The sequence below is a fragment of the Streptomyces virginiae genome (genome assembly GCF_040638905.1).
Taxonomy (GTDB): Bacteria; Actinomycetota; Actinomycetes; order Streptomycetales; family Streptomycetaceae; genus Streptomyces; species Streptomyces virginiae_B.
The window spans coordinates 100,585-123,756 of the sequence record NZ_JBEZYV010000005.1 but is presented as its reverse complement, the minus strand read 5'-3'; the positions used below and the strand labels follow the sequence as shown (position 1 = coordinate 123,756).

General features: G+C 72.6%; 19 protein-coding genes and 1 tRNA gene. 8 read left to right on the top strand and 12 right to left on the bottom strand.

Annotated features, from left to right (window positions below; translation table 11 throughout):
- The first annotated feature begins 62 nt into the window (after positions 1 to 62).
- Positions 63 to 830 carry a response regulator transcription factor gene (locus AB0F82_RS10165; protein WP_362625464.1) on the top strand — a complete coding sequence of 256 codons (768 nt, stop codon included), beginning with the start codon at positions 63 to 65 and terminating at the stop codon, positions 828 to 830.
- Here AB0F82_RS10165 and AB0F82_RS10160 read toward each other — a convergent pair.
- Entirely contained in the window at positions 789 to 1,286 is a 498-nt protein-coding gene (locus tag AB0F82_RS10160) for a MarR family winged helix-turn-helix transcriptional regulator (protein ID WP_030659599.1), read from the bottom strand. The genes AB0F82_RS10165 and AB0F82_RS10160 overlap by 42 nt on opposite strands.
- 161 nt (positions 1,287 to 1,447) lie before the next feature.
- Between AB0F82_RS10160 and AB0F82_RS10155 the strand changes: the two genes are divergently transcribed.
- Positions 1,448 to 2,305, top strand: a complete 858-nt coding sequence (locus AB0F82_RS10155; RefSeq protein ID WP_362625462.1) for a trans-aconitate 2-methyltransferase — start codon at positions 1,448 to 1,450, stop codon at positions 2,303 to 2,305.
- A gap of 2 nt (positions 2,306 to 2,307) precedes the next feature.
- Positions 2,308 to 2,685 carry a VOC family protein gene (locus AB0F82_RS10150; protein WP_356815139.1) on the top strand — a complete coding sequence of 126 codons (378 nt, stop codon included), beginning with the start codon at positions 2,308 to 2,310 and terminating at the stop codon, positions 2,683 to 2,685.
- Positions 2,686 to 2,760: 75 nt separating this feature from the next.
- Here the strand turns inward: AB0F82_RS10150 and AB0F82_RS10145 are convergent, their stop codons facing one another.
- The gene (locus AB0F82_RS10145) at positions 2,761 to 3,435 is read right to left on the bottom strand and encodes a TetR/AcrR family transcriptional regulator (protein ID WP_356815138.1); all 675 of its coding nucleotides are present in this window, start codon (positions 3,433 to 3,435) and stop codon (positions 2,761 to 2,763) included.
- Positions 3,432 to 4,412 (bottom strand): acyl-CoA desaturase, encoded by a 981-nt coding sequence (locus AB0F82_RS10140; protein ID WP_356815137.1) that lies wholly within the window; start codon positions 4,410 to 4,412, stop codon positions 3,432 to 3,434. The genes AB0F82_RS10145 and AB0F82_RS10140 overlap by 4 nt, the downstream gene beginning before the upstream one ends.
- A 371-nt stretch (positions 4,413 to 4,783) precedes the next feature.
- Between AB0F82_RS10140 and ppc the strand changes: the two genes are divergently transcribed.
- Positions 4,784 to 7,552 carry a phosphoenolpyruvate carboxylase gene (gene ppc / locus AB0F82_RS10135; protein WP_390076498.1) on the top strand — a complete coding sequence of 923 codons (2,769 nt, stop codon included), beginning with the start codon at positions 4,784 to 4,786 and terminating at the stop codon, positions 7,550 to 7,552.
- Between the two features lie 74 nt (positions 7,553 to 7,626).
- Here ppc and pth read toward each other — a convergent pair whose 3' ends face one another.
- The 5 genes from pth to AB0F82_RS10110 all read right to left on the bottom strand — a co-directional run bounded on the left by pth (position 7,627) and on the right by AB0F82_RS10110 (position 11,823).
- Positions 7,627 to 8,217, bottom strand: coding sequence for an aminoacyl-tRNA hydrolase (gene pth, locus AB0F82_RS10130; protein ID WP_356815136.1), 591 nt, complete (start codon positions 8,215 to 8,217; stop codon positions 7,627 to 7,629).
- Positions 8,218 to 8,316: 99 nt separating this feature from the next.
- The gene (locus AB0F82_RS10125) at positions 8,317 to 8,904 is read right to left on the bottom strand and encodes a 50S ribosomal protein L25/general stress protein Ctc (RefSeq protein WP_362625459.1); all 588 of its coding nucleotides are present in this window, start codon (positions 8,902 to 8,904) and stop codon (positions 8,317 to 8,319) included.
- Between the two features lie 179 nt (positions 8,905 to 9,083).
- Positions 9,084 to 10,061, bottom strand: a complete 978-nt coding sequence (locus tag AB0F82_RS10120) for a ribose-phosphate diphosphokinase (RefSeq protein WP_356815134.1) — start codon at positions 10,059 to 10,061, stop codon at positions 9,084 to 9,086.
- Positions 10,062 to 10,194: 133 nt separating this feature from the next.
- On the bottom strand, positions 10,195 to 11,640 hold the full coding sequence (gene glmU, locus AB0F82_RS10115; RefSeq protein WP_356815133.1) for a bifunctional UDP-N-acetylglucosamine diphosphorylase/glucosamine-1-phosphate N-acetyltransferase GlmU: 1,446 nt from the start codon (positions 11,638 to 11,640) through the stop codon (positions 10,195 to 10,197).
- A gap of 111 nt (positions 11,641 to 11,751) precedes the next feature.
- Positions 11,752 to 11,823, bottom strand: a tRNA-Gln gene (locus tag AB0F82_RS10110).
- A 168-nt stretch (positions 11,824 to 11,991) separates the two neighbouring features.
- Here AB0F82_RS10110 and AB0F82_RS10105 point away from each other — a divergent pair.
- The gene (locus AB0F82_RS10105) at positions 11,992 to 13,269 is read left to right on the top strand and encodes a histidine kinase (RefSeq protein WP_362625456.1); all 1,278 of its coding nucleotides are present in this window, start codon (positions 11,992 to 11,994) and stop codon (positions 13,267 to 13,269) included.
- 567 nt (positions 13,270 to 13,836) lie between these two features.
- Here the strand turns inward: AB0F82_RS10105 and AB0F82_RS10100 are convergent.
- On the bottom strand, positions 13,837 to 14,343 hold the full coding sequence (locus AB0F82_RS10100) for an SUKH-3 domain-containing protein (protein ID WP_356813495.1): 507 nt from the start codon (positions 14,341 to 14,343) through the stop codon (positions 13,837 to 13,839).
- Between the two features lie 3 nt (positions 14,344 to 14,346).
- Positions 14,347 to 14,907 (bottom strand): YwqJ-related putative deaminase, encoded by a 561-nt coding sequence (locus AB0F82_RS10095; RefSeq protein ID WP_356813494.1) that lies wholly within the window; start codon positions 14,905 to 14,907, stop codon positions 14,347 to 14,349.
- A 230-nt stretch (positions 14,908 to 15,137) separates the two neighbouring features.
- Here AB0F82_RS10095 and AB0F82_RS10090 point away from each other — a divergent pair, with 230 nt between their 5' ends.
- From AB0F82_RS10090 to AB0F82_RS10080, 3 genes are all read left to right on the top strand, one after another.
- Entirely contained in the window at positions 15,138 to 16,133 is a 996-nt protein-coding gene (locus AB0F82_RS10090) for an SMI1/KNR4 family protein (protein ID WP_356813493.1), read from the top strand.
- 7 nt (positions 16,134 to 16,140) lie between these two features.
- Positions 16,141 to 18,705 carry an SUKH-4 family immunity protein gene (locus AB0F82_RS10085; protein ID WP_436842060.1) on the top strand — a complete coding sequence of 855 codons (2,565 nt, stop codon included), beginning with the start codon at positions 16,141 to 16,143 and terminating at the stop codon, positions 18,703 to 18,705.
- Between the two features lie 177 nt (positions 18,706 to 18,882).
- Positions 18,883 to 19,755, top strand: coding sequence for a cellulose-binding protein (locus tag AB0F82_RS10080; RefSeq protein ID WP_356813491.1), 873 nt, complete (start codon positions 18,883 to 18,885; stop codon positions 19,753 to 19,755).
- A 555-nt stretch (positions 19,756 to 20,310) separates the two neighbouring features.
- On the opposite strand, the gene AB0F82_RS10075 is transcribed toward AB0F82_RS10080, so the two are convergent.
- Together AB0F82_RS10075 and AB0F82_RS10070 are read right to left on the bottom strand one after the other, a co-directional pair.
- Positions 20,311 to 21,153 (bottom strand): hypothetical protein, encoded by an 843-nt coding sequence (locus AB0F82_RS10075; protein ID WP_362625451.1) that lies wholly within the window; start codon positions 21,151 to 21,153, stop codon positions 20,311 to 20,313.
- Between the two features lie 84 nt (positions 21,154 to 21,237).
- Positions 21,238 to 22,953 carry an MFS transporter gene (locus AB0F82_RS10070; RefSeq protein WP_362625449.1) on the bottom strand — a complete coding sequence of 572 codons (1,716 nt, stop codon included), beginning with the start codon at positions 22,951 to 22,953 and terminating at the stop codon, positions 21,238 to 21,240.
- Between the last annotated feature and the right edge of the window lie 219 nt (positions 22,954 to 23,172).

Below are 23,172 nucleotides of genomic sequence, written 5' to 3'. Positions count from 1 at the left end.
GCGGATCACCCGGTCCTGGCGCCGTACCCGCCGTCGTCCGTTCCCCTACCCTTGGGGGTTTTGTGGTTCGTATCCGGGTTCTCGTCGTCGACGATCACCGCATCTTCGCCGAATCGCTCGCAGCCGCGCTCGCGGCCGAGCCGGACGTGGACGTGTCCGCGGCCGGCAGCGGCCCCGCCGCGCTGCGCTGTCTCGAACGCGCGGTGGCCGAGGGCCGCCGCTTCGACGTCCTGCTGGTCGACGCCGATCTCGGCGCGGCCCCCGGGGCCGTGCCGGCCATGCGGGAGCCGGGGGCCGGGCCCCCGCCACCCGCCTCGGACGGGATCGCGCTCGTGGCCGGCGTACGGGTGGCCCATCCAGGGGTCCGTACGGTCGTCCTCGCCGAGCGCGACGACCCGCGCCGGGCCGCCCTCGCACTGCAGGCGGGCGCCTCGGGCTGGGTGGCCAAGGACTGCTCGCTCTCGCGCCTGCTGGCCGTCATCCGCGGGGTCCTGCGGGAGGAGACCCACCTCCCGCCCGCACTGCTCACCGGAGTGCTCCGCGAACTGACCGCGGCGCGCAAGCACCGTACGGACAGCGAACGGCTCGTGGAGTCCCTCACCCCGCGCGAACACGAGGTGCTGCGCTGCATGGTGGCGGGGCTGGGCCGCAAGGACGTGGCGGCCAGGCTGTTCCTGTCCCCGCACACGGTCCGCACGCACATGCAGAACGTGCTGGGCAAGCTCGGCGTGCACTCCACCCTGGCCGCGGTGGCGCTGGCCCGGCGGGCCGGCGTGCGACCCGCCGACCTAGCCGGGGATGTTGTCGAACGGAGCGGTCAACTGGCGTAGCAGTCCGGCGAGATCACCACGCTGGCTCTGCGAGAGCTGTGCCAGGATCGCCCGTTCCTGGGCCAGCAGCCCGGCGAGGGCCTGGTCGGCGCGGTCCCGGCCCTCGGGGGTGAGCCGCACCAGGACCCCGCGGCGGTCGCTGGGGTCCGGGAGCCGCTCGACGAGGCCCTTCTTGGCGAGCCGGTCGATGCGGTTGGTCATGGTGCCGGAGGTGACCAGGGTCTGGGTCAACAGCTGGCCGGGGGAGAGCTGGTAGGGGGCGCCGGCGCGGCGCAGCGACGTGAGGACGTCGAACTCCCAGGGCTCCAGGCCGTGCTCGGAGAAGGCCAGCCTGCGGGCGCGGTCGAGATGGCGCGCGAGCCTGCTGACGCGGCTCAGGACCTCGAGCGGTTCCACGTCGAGGTCAGGGCGCTCCCGCCGCCATGCCGCCACCAGTCGGTCGACCTCGTCCTCCATGCCGATCAGTGTAAGGGGTCTGTCGATGTGAAGTCTCTTCATCCCGAGTATCTCGACCACGAGTATCTTGACATCGAGATATAAATGAAGCGAGCATGGGGCATGGAGGGGGCCGGAACAGATTCCGCTTCCGAACGCCCCGCCAGCAGGGAGGCTCGAACATGTATTCCGATACCACGCGTGCAGGGACCCCCACGTCCACCGCGCCCTCCGCACCCACCTGGGATCCCCAGCAGTACCTCCGGCACGCGGGCCACCGCACACGGCCCTTCCTCGACCTGCTCACCCGCATACCCGAACTCCCCCACCGGCCCGCCCGCATCGCCGACCTCGGCTGCGGCCCCGGCAACGTCACCGAACTCCTCGCCACCCGCTGGCCCGAGGCCGCCATCACCGGCTTCGACCTCTCCCCGGAGATGCTCCAGCGCGCCGACGAGCAGTACGCCGGCCCCACCGCCGGCGGCGGCAGCCTCGACTTCCGCCACGGCGACATCGCCGGCTGGCTCCCCGAGGAGCCCTACGACCTGATCGTCTCCAACGCAGCCCTCCAGTGGGTCCCCGGCCACCCGGGCTCCTTCGGCGCCTGGATCAACGGCCTGCGCCCCGGGGGCACCTTCGCCTTCCAGATTCCCGGCAACTTCACCGCCCCCAGCCATGCCCTGCTCGCCGAGCAGTGCGACACCCCGCGCTGGCGCTCCCGCCTCGCCGGACACGGCGCCCGCTACACCCACCTTCTCGAACCCGCCGAATACCTCGCCCGGTTCACCGCGCTGGGCTGCACCGCCGATGTCTGGGAAACCACATACCACCAGCTCCTCCACGGCCCCGACCCCGTCCTCGACTGGGTCAAGGGCACCGCCCTGCGGCCCGTCCTCACCGCCCTCGGCGACGACCGCGAAGCCGTCGACGCCTTCCTCGCCGAATACCGAGACCGGCTGCGCGCGGCCTACCCGAGCGGGCCGCGCGGAACCGTCTTCCCGTTCCGCAGGATCTTCGCCGTAGCCCGCAAGGAGGCCTGACCGTGCTCACCGCCGTCGACCACGTCCAACTCGCCGCGCCGCCGGACTCGGAGGACCGGCTCCGCGTCTACTACACCGACGTCCTGGGCATGACCGAGATCCCCAAGCCGCCCGTCCTCGCCGCCCGCGGAGGCTGCTGGTTCGCCGCAGGACCCGTACAGCTGCACCTCGGCGTCGAGGACGACTTCCGGCCCGCCCGCAAGGCGCACCCCGGGCTCCGGGTCACCGGCATCGAGGAGTACGCGCAGAGACTGAAGGAGCGGGGCGCCAAGGTCGTCTGGGACGAGAACCTGCCGGGCCACCGCCGCTTCTACTCCGAGGACCCCGTCGGCAACCGGCTCGAATTCCTGGAACCGTACGAAGCGGAGCCCCGCCGCTAGGCCCGCACGACACGACGGCGCCCCGCCACCGGACCACCGGTGACGGGGCGCCGTCGTAGCCTGTGAGGACAGCCCTCAGCTCTTGCGGCGGCCCACCAGCTGCGGCTTCGACTCCAGCCCGTCCAGCCCGTGCCACGCCAGGTTCACCAGGTGCGCGGCCACCTCGGCCTTCTTCGGCTTGCGCACGTCCAGCCACCACTGCCCGGTCAGCGCCACCATCCCGACCAGCGCCTGCGCGTACAGCGGTGCCAGCTTCGGATCGAAGCCGCGGGCCTTGAACTCCAGACCCAGGATGTCCTCGACCTGCGTGGCGATGTCACTGATCAGCGACGCGAACGTACCCGTCGACTGCGCGACCGGGGAATCCCGCACCAGGATCCGGAAGCCGTCCGTGTACGACTCGATGTAGTCCAGCAGCGCGAACGCCGCCTGCTCCAGCAGCTCCCGCGGGTGCCCCGCCGTCAGTGCGCCGGTCACCCCGTCCAGCAACTGGCGCATCTCCCGGTCCACGACGACCGCGTACAGCCCTTCCTTGCCGCCGAAGTGCTCGTACACCACCGGCTTGGACACCCCGGCCTTCGCCGCGATCTCCTCCACCGACGTGCCCTCGAAGCCCTTCTCAGCGAACAGGGCCCGGCCGATGTCCAGCAACTGCTGGCGCCGCTCCGCGCCCGTCATCCGCACCCGGCGGCCCCGCCGGGGCTTGTCGCTGCTGGAATTACCGCCGTCGATCGCCACGCCCCCCATCATGCCGCGTTCGGCTCGTTTTCCCTGCGCCGGGCGTCGATGCGGGCCGCGGACGGCCACCGCACGTCGGTGGCCCACCCCAGCTGCTCGAACCAGCGGATCAGCCGCGCACTGGAGTCGACCTGGCCCCGCAGCACACCGTGCCGGGCCGACGTCGGGTCGGCGTGGTGCAGGTTGTGCCACGACTCGCCGCACGACAGCACCGCCAGCCACCACACGTTGCCCGACCGGTCCCGGGACTTGAACGGCCGCTTGCCCACCGCGTGGCAGATGGAATTGATCGACCACGTCACGTGGTGCAGGAGTGCCACCCGCACCAGGGAGCCCCAGAAGAACGCCGTGAACGCCCCCCACCACGACATCGTCACCAGGCCGCCCACCAGCGGCGGGATCGCCAGCGAGAAGATCGTCCAGAAGACGAAGTGCCGCGAGATGCGCCGGATCGCCGGGTCCTTGACCAGGTCCGGGGCGTACTTCTGCTGATCGGTCTGCTCCTCGTCGAAGAGCCAGCCGATGTGCGCCCACCACAGGCCTTTCATCAGCGCCGGCACCGTCTCACCGAACCGCCACGGCGAATGCGGGTCACCCTCGTGGTCCGAGAACTTGTGGTGCTTGCGGTGGTCCGCCACCCACCGCACGAGCGGGCCCTCCACCGCCATCGAGCCCATCACCGCGAGCACGATCCTGAGCGGCCGCTTCGCCTTGAAGGAACCGTGAGTGAAGTAGCGGTGGAAACCGATGGTGATCCCGTGGCAGGCCAGGAAGTACATGAACACCATCAGGCCCAGGTCCAGCCAGCTCACCCCCCAGCCCCAGGCCAGCGGCACCGCCGCCAGCAGCGCCACGAAGGGAACGGTGATGAACAGCAGCAGGGCGATCTGCTCGATCGACCGCTTGTTCTCGCCGCCCAGCGTCGCGGACGGCACAGATGTCTCGGAGGGCGCGGAGGAACCCTCGATCGTATCGGGACTGGTGGTCATGGGGTGTCCCCTGGGGGTGAGGGAAGTCGGCAGGCTCGCCGGCCACGAACCCTACGGGTCCGTAACCTACGGCATCGTAAGTATGGCAAAGCCGGGGACCGGGGCAAGAGGAGCGCGACCACGGCCACCGTCGTGCGCCCGCGCCGCCCGCCACCCGTCACAGGGCCTGGACGACTCGGCCTATGAGACGTTTGCCCAGGCACACGCAGAGGACACCTATCCTGTTCCCCGTCGGACAGCGCGGTCCGCACGGGCAGCCCGAGCCACACGCAGCAGCGGCGTCCCCCGGACGGAGTCCGACGGGGTGCACGCCGCGCACGGCCGGGAGCCCACCGCCCAGTAGCGCTCGAACACTGCAAGGAGCCGCACCTGTGAGCAGTGCTGACAAGGCCCCCCTGGCCGCCCAGCAGGCCCCCGTCTCCCCGGCCGCCACCGCCAACGCGGAACTGCGCGCGGACATCCGCCGCCTCGGCGACCTCCTCGGGGAGACCCTCGTACGCCAGGAGGGCCAGGACCTGCTCGACCTCGTCGAGCGCGTCCGCGCCCTCACCCGTACCGACGGCGAGGCCGCCGCCGCCCTCCTCGGCGACACGGACCTGGAGACCGCCGCCAAGCTCGTGCGCGCCTTCTCCACCTACTTCCACCTCGCCAACATCACCGAGCAGGTCCACCGCGGCAAGGAACTGCGCGCCCACCGGGCCGCCGAAGGCGGGCTCCTCGCCCGCACCGCCGACATGCTCAAGGACGCCGACCCCGAGCACCTGCGCGAGACGGTCAAGAACCTCAACGTCCGACCCGTCTTCACCGCGCACCCCACCGAGGCGGCCCGCCGCAGCGTCCTCAACAAGCTGCGCCGCATCGCGGCCCTCCTGGAGGAGCCCGTCACCGGCGCCGGCGACCGCCGCCGCCACGACCTGCGCCTCGCCGAGAACATCGACCTCGTCTGGCAGACCGACGAGCTGCGCGTCGTCCGCCCCGAGCCCGCCGACGAGGCCCGCAACGCCATCTACTACCTCGACGAACTGCACGCCGGCGCGGTCGGCGACGTACTGGAGGACCTCGCCGCCGAACTGCGCCGCGTCGGCATCGAGCTGCCCCCCGGCACCCGCCCCCTCACCTTCGGCACCTGGATCGGCGGCGACCGCGACGGCAACCCCAACGTCACCCCCGACGTCACCCGCGACGTGCTGATCCTCCAGCACGAGCACGGCATCACCGACGCCCTCGAACTCGTCGACTTCCTGCGCAGCCTCCTCTCCAACTCCATCCGCTACACCGGAGCCACCGAGGAACTCCTCGCCTCCCTCCAGGCCGACCTCGAACGCCTCCCCGAGATCAGCCCCCGCTACAAGCGGCTGAACGCCGAAGAGCCCTACCGGCTCAAGGCCACCTGCATCCGCCAGAAGCTCCTCAACACCCGGGAGCGGCTCGCCAGGGGCATCCCCCACGAGGAAGGCCGCGACTACCTCGGCACCGCCGAGTTCCTCACCGACCTCACCCTCATCCAGACCTCCCTGCGCGAGCACCGCGGCGGCCTCTTCGCCGACGGCCACATGGACCGCACCATCCGCACCCTCGCCGCCTTCGGCCTCCAGCTCGCCACCATGGACGTGCGCGAGCACGCCGACGCCCACCACCACGCCCTCGGCCAGCTCTTCGACCGGCTCGGCGAGGAATCCTGGCGCTACGCCGACATGCCCCGCGACTACCGGCAGAAGCTCCTGGCGAAGGAACTCCGCTCCCGGCGCCCGCTGGCCCCCACCCCGGCACCCCTGGACGCCGCCGGCGCCAAGACCCTCGGCGTCTTCGGCGCCGTCAAGGACGCCTTCGAGAAGTTCGGCCCCGAGGTCATCGAGTCCTACATCATCTCGATGTGCCAGGGCGCCGACGACGTCTTCGCCGCCGCAGTCCTCGCCCGCGAAGCCGGCCTCATCGACCTCCACGCCGGCTGGGCCAAGATCGGCATCGTCCCGCTCCTGGAGACCACCGACGAGCTCCGCGCCGCCGACGTCATCCTCGACGAAATGCTCGCCGACCCCTCCTACCGGCGCCTGGTCTCCCTCCGCGGCGACGTCCAGGAGGTCATGCTCGGCTACTCCGACTCCTCCAAGTTCGGCGGCATCACCACCAGCCAGTGGGAGATCCACCGCGCCCAGCGCCGCCTGCGCGACGTGGCCCACCGCTACGGCGTCCGCCTGCGCCTCTTCCACGGCCGCGGCGGCACCGTCGGCCGCGGCGGCGGCCCCTCCCACGACGCGATCCTCGCCCAGCCCTGGGGCACCCTCGAAGGCGAGATCAAGGTCACCGAACAGGGCGAGGTCATCTCCGACAAGTACCTCGTCCCGTCGCTGGCCCGCGAGAACCTCGAACTGACCGTCGCCGCCACCCTGCAGGCCTCCGCCCTGCACACCGCGCCCCGCCAGTCCGACGAAGCCCTCGCCCGCTGGGACGCGGCCATGGACACCGTCTCCGACGCCGCCCACGCCGCCTACCGCGAACTCGTCGAAGACCCCGACCTGCCCGCCTACTTCTTCGCCGCCACCCCCGTCGACCAGCTCGCCGACCTCCACCTCGGCTCCCGGCCCTCCCGCCGCCCCGACTCCGGAGCCGGCCTCGACGGCCTGCGCGCCATCCCGTGGGTCTTCGGCTGGACCCAGTCCCGCCAGATCGTCCCCGGCTGGTACGGCGTCGGCTCCGGCCTCAAGGCGCTGCGCGAAGCCGGCCACGAGGACGCCCTCACCGAGATGGGCGAGCGCTGGCACTTCTTCCGCAACTTCCTGTCCAACGTTGAGATGACACTGGCCAAGACCGACCTGCGGATCGCCCGCCACTACGTCGACACCCTCGTCCCCGACCACCTCAAGCACGTCTTCGCCCGCATCGAGGCCGAGCACGAACTCACCGTCCGCGAGGTCCTGCGCATCACCGGGGGCGAGAGGCTCCTCGACTCCCACCCGGTGCTCCAGCAGACCTTCGCCGTACGAGACGCCTACCTCGACCCCATCTCCTACCTCCAGGTCTCCCTCCTGGCCCGCCAGCGCGCGGCCGCCGCCCGCGGAGAGGCGGCCGACCCGCTGCTCGCCCGCGCCCTGCTGCTCACCGTCAACGGCGTCGCCGCGGGCCTGCGCAACACCGGCTGACCCGCCCGCACCACCACGTACGGGAGCCCCCGCACCGACCGGTGCGGGGGCTCCCGTACATCCACACGCCGAGGTCAGGAGTTGTACGCCGACTGTGCGCGCTCCAGGCCCTCCGAGACCAGGCACTCCACCGCGTCCGCCGCCCGGTCCACGAACCAGTCCAGCTCCTTGCGCTCCGTGGAGGAGAAGTCCTTGAGCACGAAGTCCGCGACCTGCATCCGGCCCGGCGGCCGACCGATGCCGCACCGCACCCGGTGGTAGTCCGCACCCATCGACTTCGTCATCGACTTCAGACCGTTGTGCCCGTTGTCCCCGCCGCCCAGCTTCAGGCGCAGCGTCGGGTAGTCGATGTCCAGCTCGTCGTGGACGGCGACGATCCGCTCCAGCGGCACCTTGTAGAAGTCGCGCAGAGCCGTCACCGGACCACCCGACAGGTTCATGAACGACATCGGCTTCGCCAGCACCACCCGGCGGTTCGCCGGCCCCGGCGGACCCGTCCGGCCCTCGACCACCTGTGCCCGCGCCTTGTGCGCCTTGAACCTGCCGCCGATCCGCTCCGCCAGCAGGTCGACCACCATGAACCCGATGTTGTGGCGGTTCCCGGCGTACTCCGGCCCAGGATTGCCCAGACCCACGATCAGCCAGGGCGCCGCGTCGTCCGACATCAAAAGCTCCTTACCGCCTAGAACGAAGACGACCGCCGTCCCGCTCCAGTGGAGCCGGACGGCGGTCGGTCAGCAACTGCTGAGAGGAAGGGGCGAGGCTCAGGCCTCGGCGCCCTCGGTCTCACCCTCGGCGGCCGGCTCCTCGGCCTGCGGGGCGACGACCTGCAGGACGGCGGTCTCGCCCTCGACGGCCAGGGTGGTGCCGGCCGGCAGCTTCAGGTCGGAGGCGTGCACGGTCGCACCGGCCTCCAGGCCCTCGATCGAGACGGTGATCTCGGTCGGGATGTGGGTGGCCTCGGTCTCGACGGAGATCGTGGTGAGCAGGGTCTCCAGCAGGTTGCCACCGGCGGCCAGGTCGCCCTCGGTCACGACCGGAACCTCGACGGTGACCTTCTCGCCCTTCTTGACGATCAGGAAGTCGACGTGCGAGATGGTGCGCTTCAGGGGGTGGCGCTGCACGGCCTTGGGGATGACCAGCTCGGTGCCGCCGCCCGCGATGTCCAGGGAGAGCAGGACGTTCGCGGTCTTCAGCGCCATCATCAGGCCGTGGGCCTCGACGTTGACGTGCTTCGGGTCCGTGCCGTGGCCGTAGATGACACCGGGGGTCAGGGCGTCGCGGCGGGCCTGGCGGGCGGAGCCCTTGCCGAAGGTGTCGCGCAGGGTGGCGGAAAGCTTGACCTCGGACATGCTCACTCCTCGTGGGGTGACGGAAAAACGGACTGGAGTCACCCGGCCGAAACGGCCTGCTACGAAGAGCGCGTCGATAACGGAGCATCCGCACACGAAAGTGCAGCCTCCCTCGCCGAGCAACTTCATGAGTCTACCCGGCGGGAAGGCCGCACTTCAAAAGGATCTAGCCGCAGCGGTTACTGCTGCTCCTCGAACAGGCTCGTCACCGAACCGTCCTCGAAGACCTCGCGCACCGCACGCGCGATCATCGGGGCGATCGACAGCACCGTGATCTTGTCCAGTTCCAGGTCGGACGGGTCCGGCAGGGTGTTCGTGAAGACGAACTCGCTCACCTTCGAGTTCTTCAGGCGGTCGGCCGCGGGACCCGACAGGATGCCGTGCGTCGCCGTCACGATCACGTCCTCCGCGCCGTGCGCGAAGAGCGCCTCGGCCGCGGCGCAGATCGTGCCACCCGTGTCGATCATGTCGTCGACCAGGACGCAGACGCGGCCCTTGACCTCACCGACGACCTCGTGGACCGTCACCTGGTTGGCGACGTCCTTGTCGCGGCGCTTGTGCACGATCGCCAGCGGTGCGTCCAGCCGGTCGCACCAGCGGTCCGCCACCCGCACCCGACCGGCGTCCGGGGACACGATCGTCAGCTTCGTGCGGTCCACCTTCGCGCCCACGTAGTCCGCGAGAACGTTCAACGCCGAGAGGTGGTCCACCGGGCCGTCGAAGAAGCCCTGGATCTGGTCCGTGTGCAGGTCGACCGTCAGGATGCGGTCCGCGCCCGCGGTCTTCAGCAGGTCCGCCACCAGACGCGCCGAGATCGGCTCGCGGCCCTTGTGCTTCTTGTCCTGGCGGGCGTACCCGTAGGACGGGATGATCACGGTGATGGAACGCGCCGACGCGCGCTTCAGCGCGTCGATCATGATCAGCTGCTCCATGATCCACTTGTTGATCGGAGCCGTGTGGCTCTGGATCAGGAAGCAGTCCGCGCCACGCGCCGACTCCTGGAAGCGGACGTAGATCTCACCGTTGGCGAAGTCGAAAGCCTTGGTCGGCACGAGGCCGACTCCCAGCTGGTGCGCGACCTCCTCGGCCAGCTCGGGGTGGGCGCGGCCGGAGAAGAGCATCAGCTTCTTCTCGCCGGTCGTCTTGATCCCGGTCACAGCACTGTCTCCTCAGACGTGTTGAAGCTGCTCGCCCCCATGTGCGTCCGTCCCGCACACGGTGAGCCAGCCGAATTGCGTGCACGTATCACGGTACGCCGTTCGAGACGTACCTGTTTCCGGTCAGTTCACCTCAGGGGCGCTCGGAGTCCTCCGAGGCCGCCGACTGCGCCGCAGTGGCGGCAGCGCTTCCCGGACGCTTGCGGGCCACCCAGCCCTCGATATTCCGCTGCTGGCCACGGGCCACGGCCAGCGCGCCGGGGGGCACATCCTTCGTGATCACGGATCCGGCGGCCGTGTAGGCCCCGTCCCCGATGGTGACGGGCGCCACAAACATGTTGTCCGACCCCGTCTTGCAATGCGAGCCGACGGTGGTGTGGTGCTTGTGCTCACCGTCGTAGTTCACGAAGACGCTCGCCGCGCCGATGTTCGTGTACTCGCCGATCGTCGCGTCGCCCACGTACGACAGGTGCGGCACCTTGGTGCCCTCGCCGATCGTCGCGTTCTTCATCTCGACGTACGTACCGGCCTTCGCCTTCGCGCCGAGGGTCGTACCCGGGCGCAGGTACGCGAACGGCCCCACGCTCGCCTGCGGGCCCACGACCGCGCTCTCGGCCACCGTGTTGTCCACGCGCGCGCCCGCACCCACCCGGGTGTCGCGCAGCCGGGTGTTGGGGCCGACCTCGGCCCCCTCGGCGATGTGCGTGGTGCCCAGGAGCTGGGTGCCGGGGTGCACGACCGCGTCCTGCCCGAAGGTGACGGTCACGTCCACGAAGGTGCTGGCGGGATCGACGACCGTCACGCCCGCGAGCATGGCCTGCTCCAGCAGGCGGGCGTTCAGCAGGGCGCGGGCCTCGGCGAGCTGCACGCGGTTGTTGATCCCGAGGATCTGGCGGTGGTCGCTGCCCACGGCCGCGCCCACCCGGTGCCCGGCCTCGCGCAGGATGCCGAGGACGTCGGTGAGGTACTCCTCGCCCTGGCTGTTGTCGGTGCGGACCTTGCCGAGCGCGTCGGCGAGGAGGGCGCCGTCGAAGGCGAAGACGCCCGAGTTGATCTCGCGGATCGCACGCTGGGAGTCGGTGGCGTCCTTGTGTTCGACGATCGCGGTCACGGCGCCGCCGGCGTCGCGCACGATGCGGCCGTAGCCCGTGGAGTCGGGTACCTCGGCGGTGAGCACGGTGACGGCGTTGCCGTCGGCGGCGTGCGTCCGCGCCAGCCGGCCCAGGGTCTCCCCGGTCAGCAGCGGGGTGTCGCCGCAGACGACGATCACGGTGCCGTCGACGGGCCCGCCGAGCTCTTGGAGGGCCATGCGGACGGCGTGGCCGGTGCCGTTCTGTTCGTACTGGACGGCGGTGCGGACGTCGGTGTCGATGCCGGCCAGGTGCGCGGTGACCTGCTCCCGGGCGTGGCCGACGACCACGACGAGGTGTTCGGGGTCCAGCTCACGGGAGGCGGCGACGACGTGACCGACGAGCGAGCGCCCGCAGATCTCGTGCAGAACCTTGGGTGTGGCCGACTTCATGCGGGTGCCTTCACCCGCTGCGAGTACGACGACGGCTGCCGGGCGGTTGGCGCTCACGGGTGTGCCCTTCGGCTTCGGGGGTGGACCCGTGAAGGATACCGGGGGGGCCGGGGGCCCGAAACGAAGTCGGGTCCCGACCTCTGCGGTCAGGACCCGGACGTGCGCAAGCTCCCCCGCCAGGACTCGAACCCGGACATAAGGCACCAAAAGCCTCAGTGCTGCCAATTACACCACAGGGGACTATTTACGACTAAACCGGACATTGCGTCGCTGTGGTCGAGTCGACGGCACCTACTATGCCGCACCAGCGCCCTTCGATGCGACGGTAAAGATCGGTGCCTTGGGGGAGTTCTCGGAGGCGTTGGTTCTGTCGGTGGTCTGTAGGGGCGCCTGCGTACGCTGGGCGGCATGACCAGTACGGGGGAAGAGCAAGGCCGTGCCGGGCCGCCTTTGTGGTGGACGCGGCGGCGGGATGTAGTGGTGGACGCGGCGCTGGCCGCGGTGTCCGCCGCGGAGTGCGCGTGGGAGGGGGTCCGCTTCGCGCACGACGCGGGGATCCCCGTGCCCGCCGGGGTGCTGTTCGGAGCCGTCGTGGGGGCCACGCTCGTGCTGCGGCGGCGGTGGCCGATCGCGGTGGTGCTCGTGGGGATCGCCGTGGCGCCGGCCGAGACGGGGTTCCTGCTCTCGGTGGTGGGCATGTACTCGCTCGCCTCGTCCGAGGTGCCCCGGAGGATCATCGCGGCGCTCGCGTCGATGTCGCTGCTGGCGACCTTCGTCGTCATGTACCTGAAGACGCGCGGCGACGTGGAGGCCGATGCGTCGCTCGTGGTCGCCCTGTCCGGGTTCGTCGCGGTCGCGCTGACCGTGCCGCCCGTCCTGCTCGGGCTCTACATCGGCGCCCGGCGGCGGCTGATGGAGAGCCTGCAGGAACGGGCCGACTCGCTGGAGCGGGAGCTGTCGCTGCTGGCGGACCGGGCGGAGGAGCGGGCCGAGTGGGCCCGTACCGAGGAGCGGACCCGGATCGCGCGGGAGATGCACGACGTGGTCGCCCACCGGGTGTCGCTGATGGTCGTGCACGCGGCCGCGCTGGAGGCGGTGGCCGCCAAGGACCCGGCGCGCGCGGCGAAGAACGCCGCGCTGGTGGGGGACATGGGGCGGCAGGCGCTCACGGAGCTGCGGGAGATGCTCGGCGTGCTGCGGGCGGCGCCCAAGCCCGCGGTGGCCGTCGCCGCGGCCGCGGCCGTGGCCGTGGCGACGGCGGGGCCGGTCGCCGTCGGCGGTGCGGAGGAAGGACCCACGCTGGCGGAGCTGGAGGCGCTGGTCGGGCAGTCGCGGGCGGCCGGAATGGCCGTGGAGATGGTCGTCCAGGGTGACGGCGCGGGGACGGTGTACGCGGCGGAGGTGGAGCAGACGGCGTACCGCGTGGTGCAGGAGGCGCTCACCAACTGCCACAAGCACGCTCCGGGGGCGCGGGTCGTGGTGCGGGTCGCGCACCGGGAGGGCGAGGTGGCGATGCAGGTGGAGAACGGGCCGTGCGAGGGGGCGGCGGACGGGGTGGGGCTGCCGAGCGGGGGGAACGGGCTGGTCGGTATGCGGGAGCGGGTGCTCGGGCTGGGCGGGGTGTTCGTGTCGGGGCCGACGGATGCGGGCGGCTTCCGCGTGTCGGCGGTCCTCCCGGTCCGCTAGGGCCGGCCGCAGGCCCGGCCCGGTGGTGCCGGGGCTCCGCCCCGGACCCCGCGCCTCAATCGCCGGCGGGGCCCTTCCCTCGGCGGGGCGGGCGGGTTCGGATCGTCCTGCGGACCGGTTCGCGGGGCGGGATCCGGGTGCGGTGGGGGCGGGTCCGCGGGGCCGGGGAGGGGTGTCTCCTCGGCTCGGCGCGTGCGGGGTGCCGCGGCTGTACTCGGTGGTTGCGCGCTCGTCCTGCGGGGACACCCCTCCCCGTCCCCGCTCCCCAAGCGTCGGGCCCGCTTCGGGGAACCGTCCAGTCGGTCGGGGCGTCTTCGGGGCACTGTCGGAGCCCTGCCGTGGGGCGGGGACACGGGGGAGTGTCCCCGCAGGACGAGGCGCGACCACCGGGCACCACCGCGACGGCCCGTTGGCGCCGAGCCGAGGAGACACTCCGGCGGGGCACCGCCCCACACCACCAAGCCCCGCCGGCGATTTAGGCGCGGGACCCGGGGCAGCGCCCCAGCACCACCCACCAGCCGCAGCCGAACCGCAGGGACCCGGCTGCCAGGGCCACCCCCGCGGGAGCTACGTGGTGAGGCGGGGGGGTTGGAGGCCCGTCAGGAGAAGGGTGAGGGCTTCGTCGACCGTGGGGCCGAGGTACCAGTCGCCCGTGTGGTCGATGCCGTAGACCCGGCCCTCCCGGTCGATGGCGAGGTGGGATCCGCCGTCGGCCTCGACCCCGAGCGGGCAGAGCTGCGTGGACAGGGCCCGGCCCAGGTCGGCGAAGGTGCGGGCGAGGTGGAGCCCGGTGAGGGGGTCGATGCGCACCGGGACCGGGGCGATCTGGCGGCCCGGTCCGGGGGCGGTGACGGTGAGGCCGCCGAACTCGGCCCACGCCTCGACCGCGGCGGGGAAGACCGTGTGCCGGTGGCCGGCGGGCGTCGTGTGGTCCCGCAGGGCGTCGGCCCAGTACTCGGCCTGCTTGATGTCCCAGCGGCCGGGCTCCCACCCGGCGGTCCGCAGCGCGGCGTCCACCGCGACCGGGAAGCGGGTGGTCGAGGAGCGGTCGTAGGAGGCGGAGGTCGTGGTCATTGGCTACTCGGCTGGGGTGAGGTCGACGGAGCGTACGCCGAAGTGGGCGAGGAGGGCGTCGCAGGAGCGGCAGGGGGGCGCGTAGCTGCCGTGGAGGGGGTCGCCGTCCTCGCGGATGCGGCGGGCGGTGATCTTCGCGTGCTTGAGGGAGCGGCGGGCCTCGCTGGGCGAGAGCGGTTTGCGGGAGGCGCGCCGGGAGCGGGCGCCCTCGACGGCGGCCAAGTGGCGCGAGAGCAGTATCGCTTCGGGACATCGGCCGGTGAAACGTTCGCGCTGGCCGCTGGTCAGGGTGTCCAGGAAGTCCTGGACGAGGGGGTGGAGCGCGGGCGGCTGGTCGGCCTTGCCGGCGGTGCCGGTGAGGGTCTCGCCGCGTACGGAGAGGGCGGCGGCGACGGTGGGCAGGATGCCGTCCCTGCGGAAGCGCAGGACGGGTGGTGTGGGCCGGCCGTCGCTGCTGCTCCAGCGCAGGCGTGGGTCGCCGGTGGGGCCGCCCGCTTCGGCGGGTGTGCCGGCCGCTCCGGCGGTGCCGTCGCCCGGATCCGTACGTGTTGCCGTGTTCTGCATGGTCGCGCTTTCCCTCCCGTGGCGGCGGTGGTGACCGCTTTCGCGCACGCCCCCGTGCTGCGGGGACAGCCTGCCAAATGTCATCTGTCATACGGAAGCGGGGTCGAATTTTCGTATCAATTCGGATGTTCCTGGCCCTCGAGCTGGTGTGCGGGTCGTGGGCGGGTGAGCCTCTTGTCCCAGCGCATAGGCTGTGGTGAACCAGCCAGATCCAGCAGGGGGCTACCGCCATGACGACAGGTCGGCTCGGGCAGCAGGCCGCGCCACCCAACGCCGCTTACTCGGGGCAGGTCGTGCATTTCCCGGACCCCGTCCGGGCCGCTCGGCATCCCCACGGAGTGCGGATGGACGGCGACGGGTATCCGGACTTCTCCGCCTACGCGCGTGCGGCGGTGGAGATCGCCGAACCGCCCGAGGGCTTCGGCGTGGACGAGTTGCGGCTGACGGACTACGTGTCCGCGAACGCGGCGATGAAGGCCGCGGGGCACGAGCTGTGGGACACGGTCGGGCCGGTGGCCACCCCGCACGGCTGGACCTGGCACCACGTGGCCGGTTCGCGGCGCATGGAGCTGGTACCCGTCGAGGTGAAGGCGCTGCTGCGGCATCACGCGGGTCTGGCGACGGCTCCGGTCGACCACGAGAAGCGCGGGACACGGCCGTTGCAGGAGGTGCGCCCGGCGCACTTGGGGCTGCCGAAGTCGGTGGTGTCGGTCGGTGAGGAGCAGGTGCAGGGGGTCGAGGAGGACCTCGGCTACCGGCTGCCCGAGGCGTACCGCTCGTTCCTGAAGGCCGCGGGCGGTTGCGCGCCGGTGGGCGCGGGCCTGGACGTGGATCTGGGAGTGCTGGTCGACCAGCCGTTCTTCACGGTGCGTGAGGAGGCCGCGATCAATGATCTGGTGTACGTCAACAAGTGCCTGCGCGACCACCTCACGAAGGACTACCTGTGCGTGGCCTTCGCGCAGGGCGGACTGCTCGCGCTGAAGGTGAAGGGCGAAGGCATCGGATCGGTGTGGTTCTCCCCGTACGACGACGCACGCGACCGGGACGGATGGTCGGTGCAGGAGCGCGTGGAGCGGCTTTTGCTGCCGTGCGGCGGTGATTTCGATGCCTTTCTGGAGCGGTTGGCGGGTAACCCGCCGGAACTGGAGACGGTGGCCGGTCTGATGGTGGACGGCGGATTCGCACGTTCGGTTCCGGTGGCGCGCACCGGTTCGGATGAGGGGTGACGGCGCAGTGGTGACGTTTGCGCAGGCGCAGGAGCGCGCCGAGGAGTGGATCAACGGGGACGTGCCCGCGTACCAGCACCGGGAGGTGCGCGTACGGGAGTTCGGGCTCGGGTTCGTGGTGTGGGCGGAGGACCGTCCGGCGGGTCCGGTGTCGGGAGGAGGCCGGCAGCGGCTGGTCATCGCCCGGGACAGCGGCGAGGTGACGTTGTGGCCGGGGCTGCCGGTGGGTGAGGTGATCCGCCGGTACGAGGAGGAGTACGGGGCCGCGGCCGCGACGCCGCCTTCGGAGGCATCGGTTCCGCCGCCGCGGATCGACTCGGAGCAGACGTCGTTCATGCTGAGTCCGCCGGAGTGGCTGCAGGAGGCGGCCGACCGTGCGGGGATCCCGCGCGCGCCGGCCGCGCCGGTCTCGGCGGCCTCGGCCTCCGCGTCGCCGTCGGCGTCCCCGTCGGAGCCGCAGACGGTTTCGGTTTCGGCGGAGTCCGGTCAGGCCGAGGCTCCCGCCGCTGTTCCGGGCGCCGCGGACGCGGTGCCGTTGCGGCGCGGCGGTGAGATCCCGTACGAGCCGACGGCCAACGACGGGGTTCCGACGACTCCCGCGGTCGCGGTGCCGACCGGAGCCACGCCGTGGGCGGGGACCGATGTGAACTCCGGCACCGACGACGCGTCCGTGCCGCTGCCGGCGACCGTGTTCGCGCCGCCGCTGTCCGGGTCGGACCTGGAGGACGCGCCGTCGTCCTCCTCGGTGGCCTCCGAGGCGAAGACGACGTTGATGCCGGGCGGCAGCCAGCTGCCGAGGACCGCGATCGTGCCCGCGCTGGGGTCCTCCTCGCAGGACATCGCGGACGCGCCGACGAGCAGGGCCCGGGTCTCGCGGCCGGGCGCCGCGGAGACTCCGGGTGCGGGACAGCCGTCGACGCCGCCCGGTCCTCCCGGTGCGCCCGGTGGCGGGCTGGACCATGCCGCGACGATGTTGGCCGGTCCGGCCGTGACGGGTCAGCCGCCGGCGCCTCCGGGTCCCCCCGGGGCTCCCGGGCAGCCGCCCGCGCCTCCCGGTCCGCCGGGGGCTCCCGGGTCGTTGGGCCGTGGGCTGGACCATGCCGCGACGATGTTGGCAGGTCCGGCTGTCACGGGTCAGCCGCCGGCGCCTCCCGGTCCGCCCGGGGCTCCGGGTGCCGGTGCGCCGCAGCCTCCCGGCCCGCCCGGTCCGCCGGGAGCTCCCGGGTCGCTGGGCCGTGGGCTGGACCATGCCGCGACGATGCTGGCCGGTCCGGCCGTGACGGGTCAGCCGCCGGCGCCTCCCGGTCCGCCCGGGGCTCCGGGTGCCGGTGCGCCGCAGCCTCCCGGCCCTCCCGGCCCTCCCGGCCAGCCCGGTGCGCCCGGTGGCGGGGCCCATCACGCCGCGACCATGCTCGCGGGTCCCGGCGTACCCCAGCCTCCCGGTCCGCCGGGGGCTCCCGGTGCTCCCGGTGCGCCCGGTGGCGGGCTCGACCATGCCGCGACGATGCTCGCGGGTCCCGGCGTACCCCAGCCGCCCGGCCCGCCCGGCCCGCCGCCGGGCGGCCCCGCGGCGCAGCCGCCGGCCCCGACGGGTGCGCCCACGGTCGGCCCCGGCTACCAGGCCGTGCTGCGCTACCGCGCTCCCGACGGCTCCGAGCAGCAGCTCATCCGCCGCTCGGCGCCCGGCACCCCGCACCCCGAGTGGCAGATCCTGTACGAGCTGCGCGCGATGAACGTGCCGCCGCAGCAGGTGCTGGAGCTGCACACCGAGCTGGAGTCCTGTGAGCTGCCCGGCGGTTACTGCGCCCGGATGATCCGGGAGACGTGGCCGCAGGTGCGGATCACGAGCGTCGCTCCGTACGGGCAGGACCACGCGGGCCGCCAGCAGGGCATGCGGCACCTGCTCACCCATCAGGGCGAGCTGCACCAGGTCGCCGACGGTCCGGCGCGCCCGGCGCCGGTGCGCGCTCCGCTGCCGCAGGTTCCGCTGCAGCCGGCGATCCCGCTGGAGGCCATCGGACAGGAGCTGGCGGCGGCGTTCGGTCCGCAGGGCGTGTTCCGTTTCGACCAGCGGGCGGTGTCCCGTCAGGGTGTGCCGGAGATCGTGGCGCAGACGCTGATGTGGGCGGGACTGCCGGTCGATTTCGGGCCGTTCTTCTGGGCGCAGGCGGTGCCCGGGCAACCGGTGCCGACGCTGGCCGAGCTGGCGGCGCAGCGGCAGGTGCAGCCGGCGACGGACGCGGGCTCGTACCTCGTGATCGGCAGCGACTTCGGCAAGGCGCTGTGCGTGCAGTACGGGACCGCGCACATCGTGGCGGTGCCGGTGGAGGGTGGTCCGGGGGGTGCCCCCGTGCCGCCGCAGTTCGTGAATTCGAGCCTGCCGCAGTTCGTGCGCTCGGTGGCGATGCTGGGTCACATGTGGCGGCTGCGTCAGCATCTGACGCCGGAGCAGGCGGGCCGCTGGACCGTCGATTTCCAGGCGAATCTGGCGGGGCTGGACAGCGCCGCGCTGTCGTCGCCGGAGAGCTGGTGGTCGGTGCTGCTGGAGCAGATGTGGGACGGCCTGTTGTGAGGGCCGTCTGACACGACGTGACATGGCATGTGGCATGCCGCGGCTGATCGTGGCGTGAGCGTGAGCGTGAGTGGCCGGGTCGGGACCCTCGGAGGGGGTCTCGGCCCGGCCATTCGGGCTTCAGGGAGCAAATGGCGCATCCTTGAAGGGAATCCCCGCGAGAGAGGCGCATCCAGGATGAGTGCACCCATTGCGACCGTGCGCGGTCGCGGCTACCGCATGGAAGAGGTCGACCGGTACCTCGCCCGGCTCTCGGGGAGCCGTGACGAGGCCTGGGAGCGGGTGGCGCGGCTGACGGTCCTGGCCAAGCAGATGGAGGCAGAGGCGGCGCGGCTGCGCGAGGTGGTGGCCGGGCTCGCCCCGCAGACGTACGACGAGCTGGGCGAGCGGGCCCGGCGGATCCTGCTGCTGGCGGAGGAGGAGGCCGAGTCCGTACGGGCGGAGGCGCGGGCGGACGTGGCCGCGACGCTGGACGCGGCCGGCGCGCGGGCCGAGCGGGTGGCGGAACTGGCTCGCGGCGACGCGGAGGCGGTGCGGGAGCAGACCGAGGTCCGGGCGCGGCAGGGGCTGTTGCGGGCGGAGCGGGAGGCGGACGACCTGCGGGCGGGGGCCCGCCAGGACGCGGCCGCGTGGCGGGCGGACGCGGCGGCGGTACTGGCGCAGGTGCGGCGGCGGGCGGAAGCGGCGCGGGTGGAGCGGGAGCGGGAGCAGGGGGAGCGCTGGGAGGCGGCAGGGCGGGAGCTGGCGGCGCGGGAGGCGGAGGCGGACGCGCGGCACGCGGAGTCGGAGCGGTACGCGCAGGCCGCGCTGGCGGAGGCGCGGCGGGGGCTCGCGGAGGCGGAGGAGGCGGCGCGGCACGGGCAGGAGGACGCGGAGGCACGGGCCGCGGAGTTGGTGGCGCAGGCGCGGGTGGCGCAGGAGCGGATCGGCCGGGAGACGGAGCGGGTGCTGCGCGAGCACATGGAGGCGCAGGAGGAGATGCGGGCGCACATGGCCCATGTGAAGGCGAGTCTGTCGGCGCTGACGGGGCGTGCTCCAGCGGAGGGCTGAGGCGGTTGTCGCCGGCCCGGGCCGGACCGGGCTGACGCCTGCGACGGTGAAGAAGCACAGGAGGGCGGTCTCGCCCCGGTCCGGGCCGGCCGCCTCCCACCCGCCGCCGCGGGTCCGCGAGATCACCTCGTTCGTGCCGGCTGTTGCGCGGACGAGGCGCCGGTGGAAGCGGTGCACCGTGAACGCCAGGGTCCGTCCGTCGTCCAGGACGAAATGGATGCCCCGGCGGTGTGCCGGCAGTGCTCTGCCCAGGGCTCGGGCCGTGAACGGCACGCCGTCGAGCGTGCCGTGGATGCCGTGGCGCATCCGGACCCGTACTCCGCGCCAGGGCGGTGCGGCGTCCTCGATGTCGAGGACGGTGTCCTCGGCGAGCCGGAACTGCCACCGCTCCCCCGCCTCGGCCTTGGCGGTGGCGGTCAGTCGTCGGCCGGGCTCCCGGAAGAGCGTGTAGGCGCCCAGGGGCGTGTCGATCTCGGCGTGCCGTGCGCGGGTGTGCGCGGGCGCCGGCCAGGTATGCCACGGGGTGCGCCATGTCGGCGTGATCGCGGGCATGGGCTACTGGGCCGGGTGCTGTTGCGCCGGGACGGTGGGGGGCTCGTAGCAGTACGGGTCACTGCGTAGGCCGCGGGCGGTGACCACCAGGGTGAGCGGGGGCTTCGCCCGGGGTGGGAGGGGGGCGGTCAGGGCGCCCGTCAGGAGGTCGGCCCGGGTGGGGACGGCGGTGCCGTCGACGGTGAGGCGGGCGTCGGCGAAGCCGCCGCCCTCGACCGTGAGGTGGTCGCCGGAGACGGAGGCGCGGGTGATCACCGGGTTCGCACGGGTGGCGATCTTGTTGACGAGGTAGGCGCCCGCCGGGGCACCCGTCAGGGCCCAGATCTCCTCGGGCAGGCGGGGCAGGCCCGCGCCTACGTCGGCGAGGAAGAAGAGGACGACGTAGAGCATCGTGATCGCGCTGAGCGTGACGTACTGGAGGTCGATGAGGTCGGTGCGTCCGCTGTCGTTCGCGATGAGCTCCCGCAGCGGGCGGCGGCCCGACGCGGTCGGCGGGGCGGCGGGTTTGGCGAGGCTGCCGTGTTCCACGCGCAGGCCGACGACGGTCTTGGCGGCGATCAGGGCCACGTACGGGCCGCCGAGCAGCGGCAGGTACACCGTCGTCAGCGTGGACAGCGGGCCGTCGGCGCCGCGGAAGTAGGTCACTCCGCCGCCCGCGGTGAGGCCGTAGCCCAGGGTGGCGACCAGGAGCCAGACCAGGATCACCGTCCAGGCCAGGGCGAGTGCCGTGGAGGTGGAGAGCCGGCCGTCGCGGCCGGTGATGAAGGCCGGATGGCGGCTCAGCCGCAGGCAGATCGGGCCGGCCAGCGCGGCCAGTAACAGCAGTGCGCACAGTGCGGATGCCATGGTGTCCCCCCGGATGACGGTGCTGCGTACGAGGGTCGCCCACTGCCCTGGCCATGACAAGGCGGCTCTCCGGGCGCGGGCGGTTCAGTCGTCGCGCAGTTCGGGGAGGACCGGGAACCTGCGGGGCGCCACCAGGAGCAGGACGAGCAGCGCGGCCACGGCGGCCACCGTCGCGCCGAGGAAGATGTGCTCCACGGCGGCGGCCACCGCTTCGCGCAGGTGATCGGCGGCGGCCCGGGGGAGCAGGTCCGGGTGTTCCAGGGCCTTGGCGACGTCGTCGAGGTGGCGCGGGAGTCCGGCCACGGGGGCGTCCGCCAGGCGGGCGGCGATGGTGGCGTTGGCGACGGCGGCGAGCAGGGCGGCGCCCACGCTCTGGCCGACCTGGCGGCAGAAGAGCACCGAGGCGGTGGTGGTGCCGCGTTCGGCCCAGCCCACGGTGGACTGGACCCCGACGATCAGCGGGAGCTGGAAGAGGCCGAGGGCGGCGCCGAGCAGCAGCATGATCAGGGCGGGCTGCCAGGGCCGGGCGGGGTACGGGAGCAGGGTGAAGGAGTACAGGATCACCGCGGCGAGGCCGATGCCGACGACCGCGCTGTTGCAGAAGCCGATGCGCCGGTAGACGTGCTGGCTGAGGGCGGCGGTGACCGGCCAGCTCAGGGTCATCACGGACATGACGAGTCCGGCGCCGACGGGGCCGAGGCCGAGGACGGACTGGGCGTACGTCGGCATGAAGACCATCGGGGCGACCATCAGCAGGCCGAGCGCGCCCATGGCCAGGTTGACGGCGGCTATGGTGCGCCGGCGCCACACCCAGCCGGGCAGGATCGGTTCCTCCGCGCGCCGTTCCACCCGGACCACCACGGCGGCCAGGACGGCGCCGGCGCCCAGCAGGCCCAGTGAGGGGGCGGACAGCCAGGGCCAGGCGACCCCGCCCTGGACGAGAGCGAAGAGCAGGAGGCCGCCGCAGCAGAAGACGCCGAGGGCGCCCGCCCAGTCGACGGGGCCGCGGCGGCCGGGGGAGCGTACGGGCTCGGTCAGGTGGCGGGTGATCATCCACAGGGCGAGGGCGGCCAGCGGCAGGTTGATCAGGAAGATCCACCGCCAGTGGGCGTAGGAGGCGAGCAGCCCGCCGAGGGCGGGGCCGGCCACGGCCGAGGTGGCCCAGACGCTGGACATGCGGGCCTGGATCTTCGGGCGTTCCTTGAGCGGGTACAGGTCGGCGGCCAGGGTCTGGACGGTGCCCTGGAGGGCGCCGCCGCCCAGGCCCTGGACGATGCGGAAGGCGATGAGGGCGGCCATGTTCCAGGCGGAGGCGCACAGCAGCGAGCCGAGGAGGAACAGGCCGATGCCGAAGAGCAGGACGGGTTTGCGGCCGAGGGTGTCGGACAGCTTGCCGTAGACCGGCAGGGTGACGGTGACGGCGAGCAGGTAGCCGGAGAAGAGCCAGGAGAAGACGGAGAAGCCGCCGAGGTCGCCGACGATCTGCGGGACGGCGGTGGCGACGATGGTGCTGTCGAGGGCGACGAGGGCCATGCCGAGCATCAGGGAGGCCACGACGGGGGCAGCGGGGCGTTCGGCCGGCCGGTCCGCGCCCCCACGGCCGTCCGCGTCCGTATCGCCGCCCGCGGTTCCGCCGCCCGCGGTTGCGCCGCCGACGGTTGCGCCCGTACGCCCGCCCGCGGCCCCGGCGGCGCTGCCGGTGTTCGTGCCCGTGGCCGAAACGGCGGCACCGGGGGTGGCGCCCGCACGCCCGGCGGGTATGCCGGCCGGGCCTCCGTCCGTGCTGTCCGCTGCCGGCACCGAGATTCCTTCCCCTTGCACGTAGTTGCGGGGGACACGATCTCACCGCAGTCCTGCGGGCGGTATCCCTCAGGCCGTGTCGTCCGAAGGGCGGACAACCCCTAAGGGTCTCTCCGCACTACGGGCCAGGGGTGTTTCCTCCCGGCGGAGGAGGTGCGGGCGTCCGGCGTCTCCTTAACTGGAGCCTACGTACCGGGGGGCCGGGTGGGGTTAACCCCC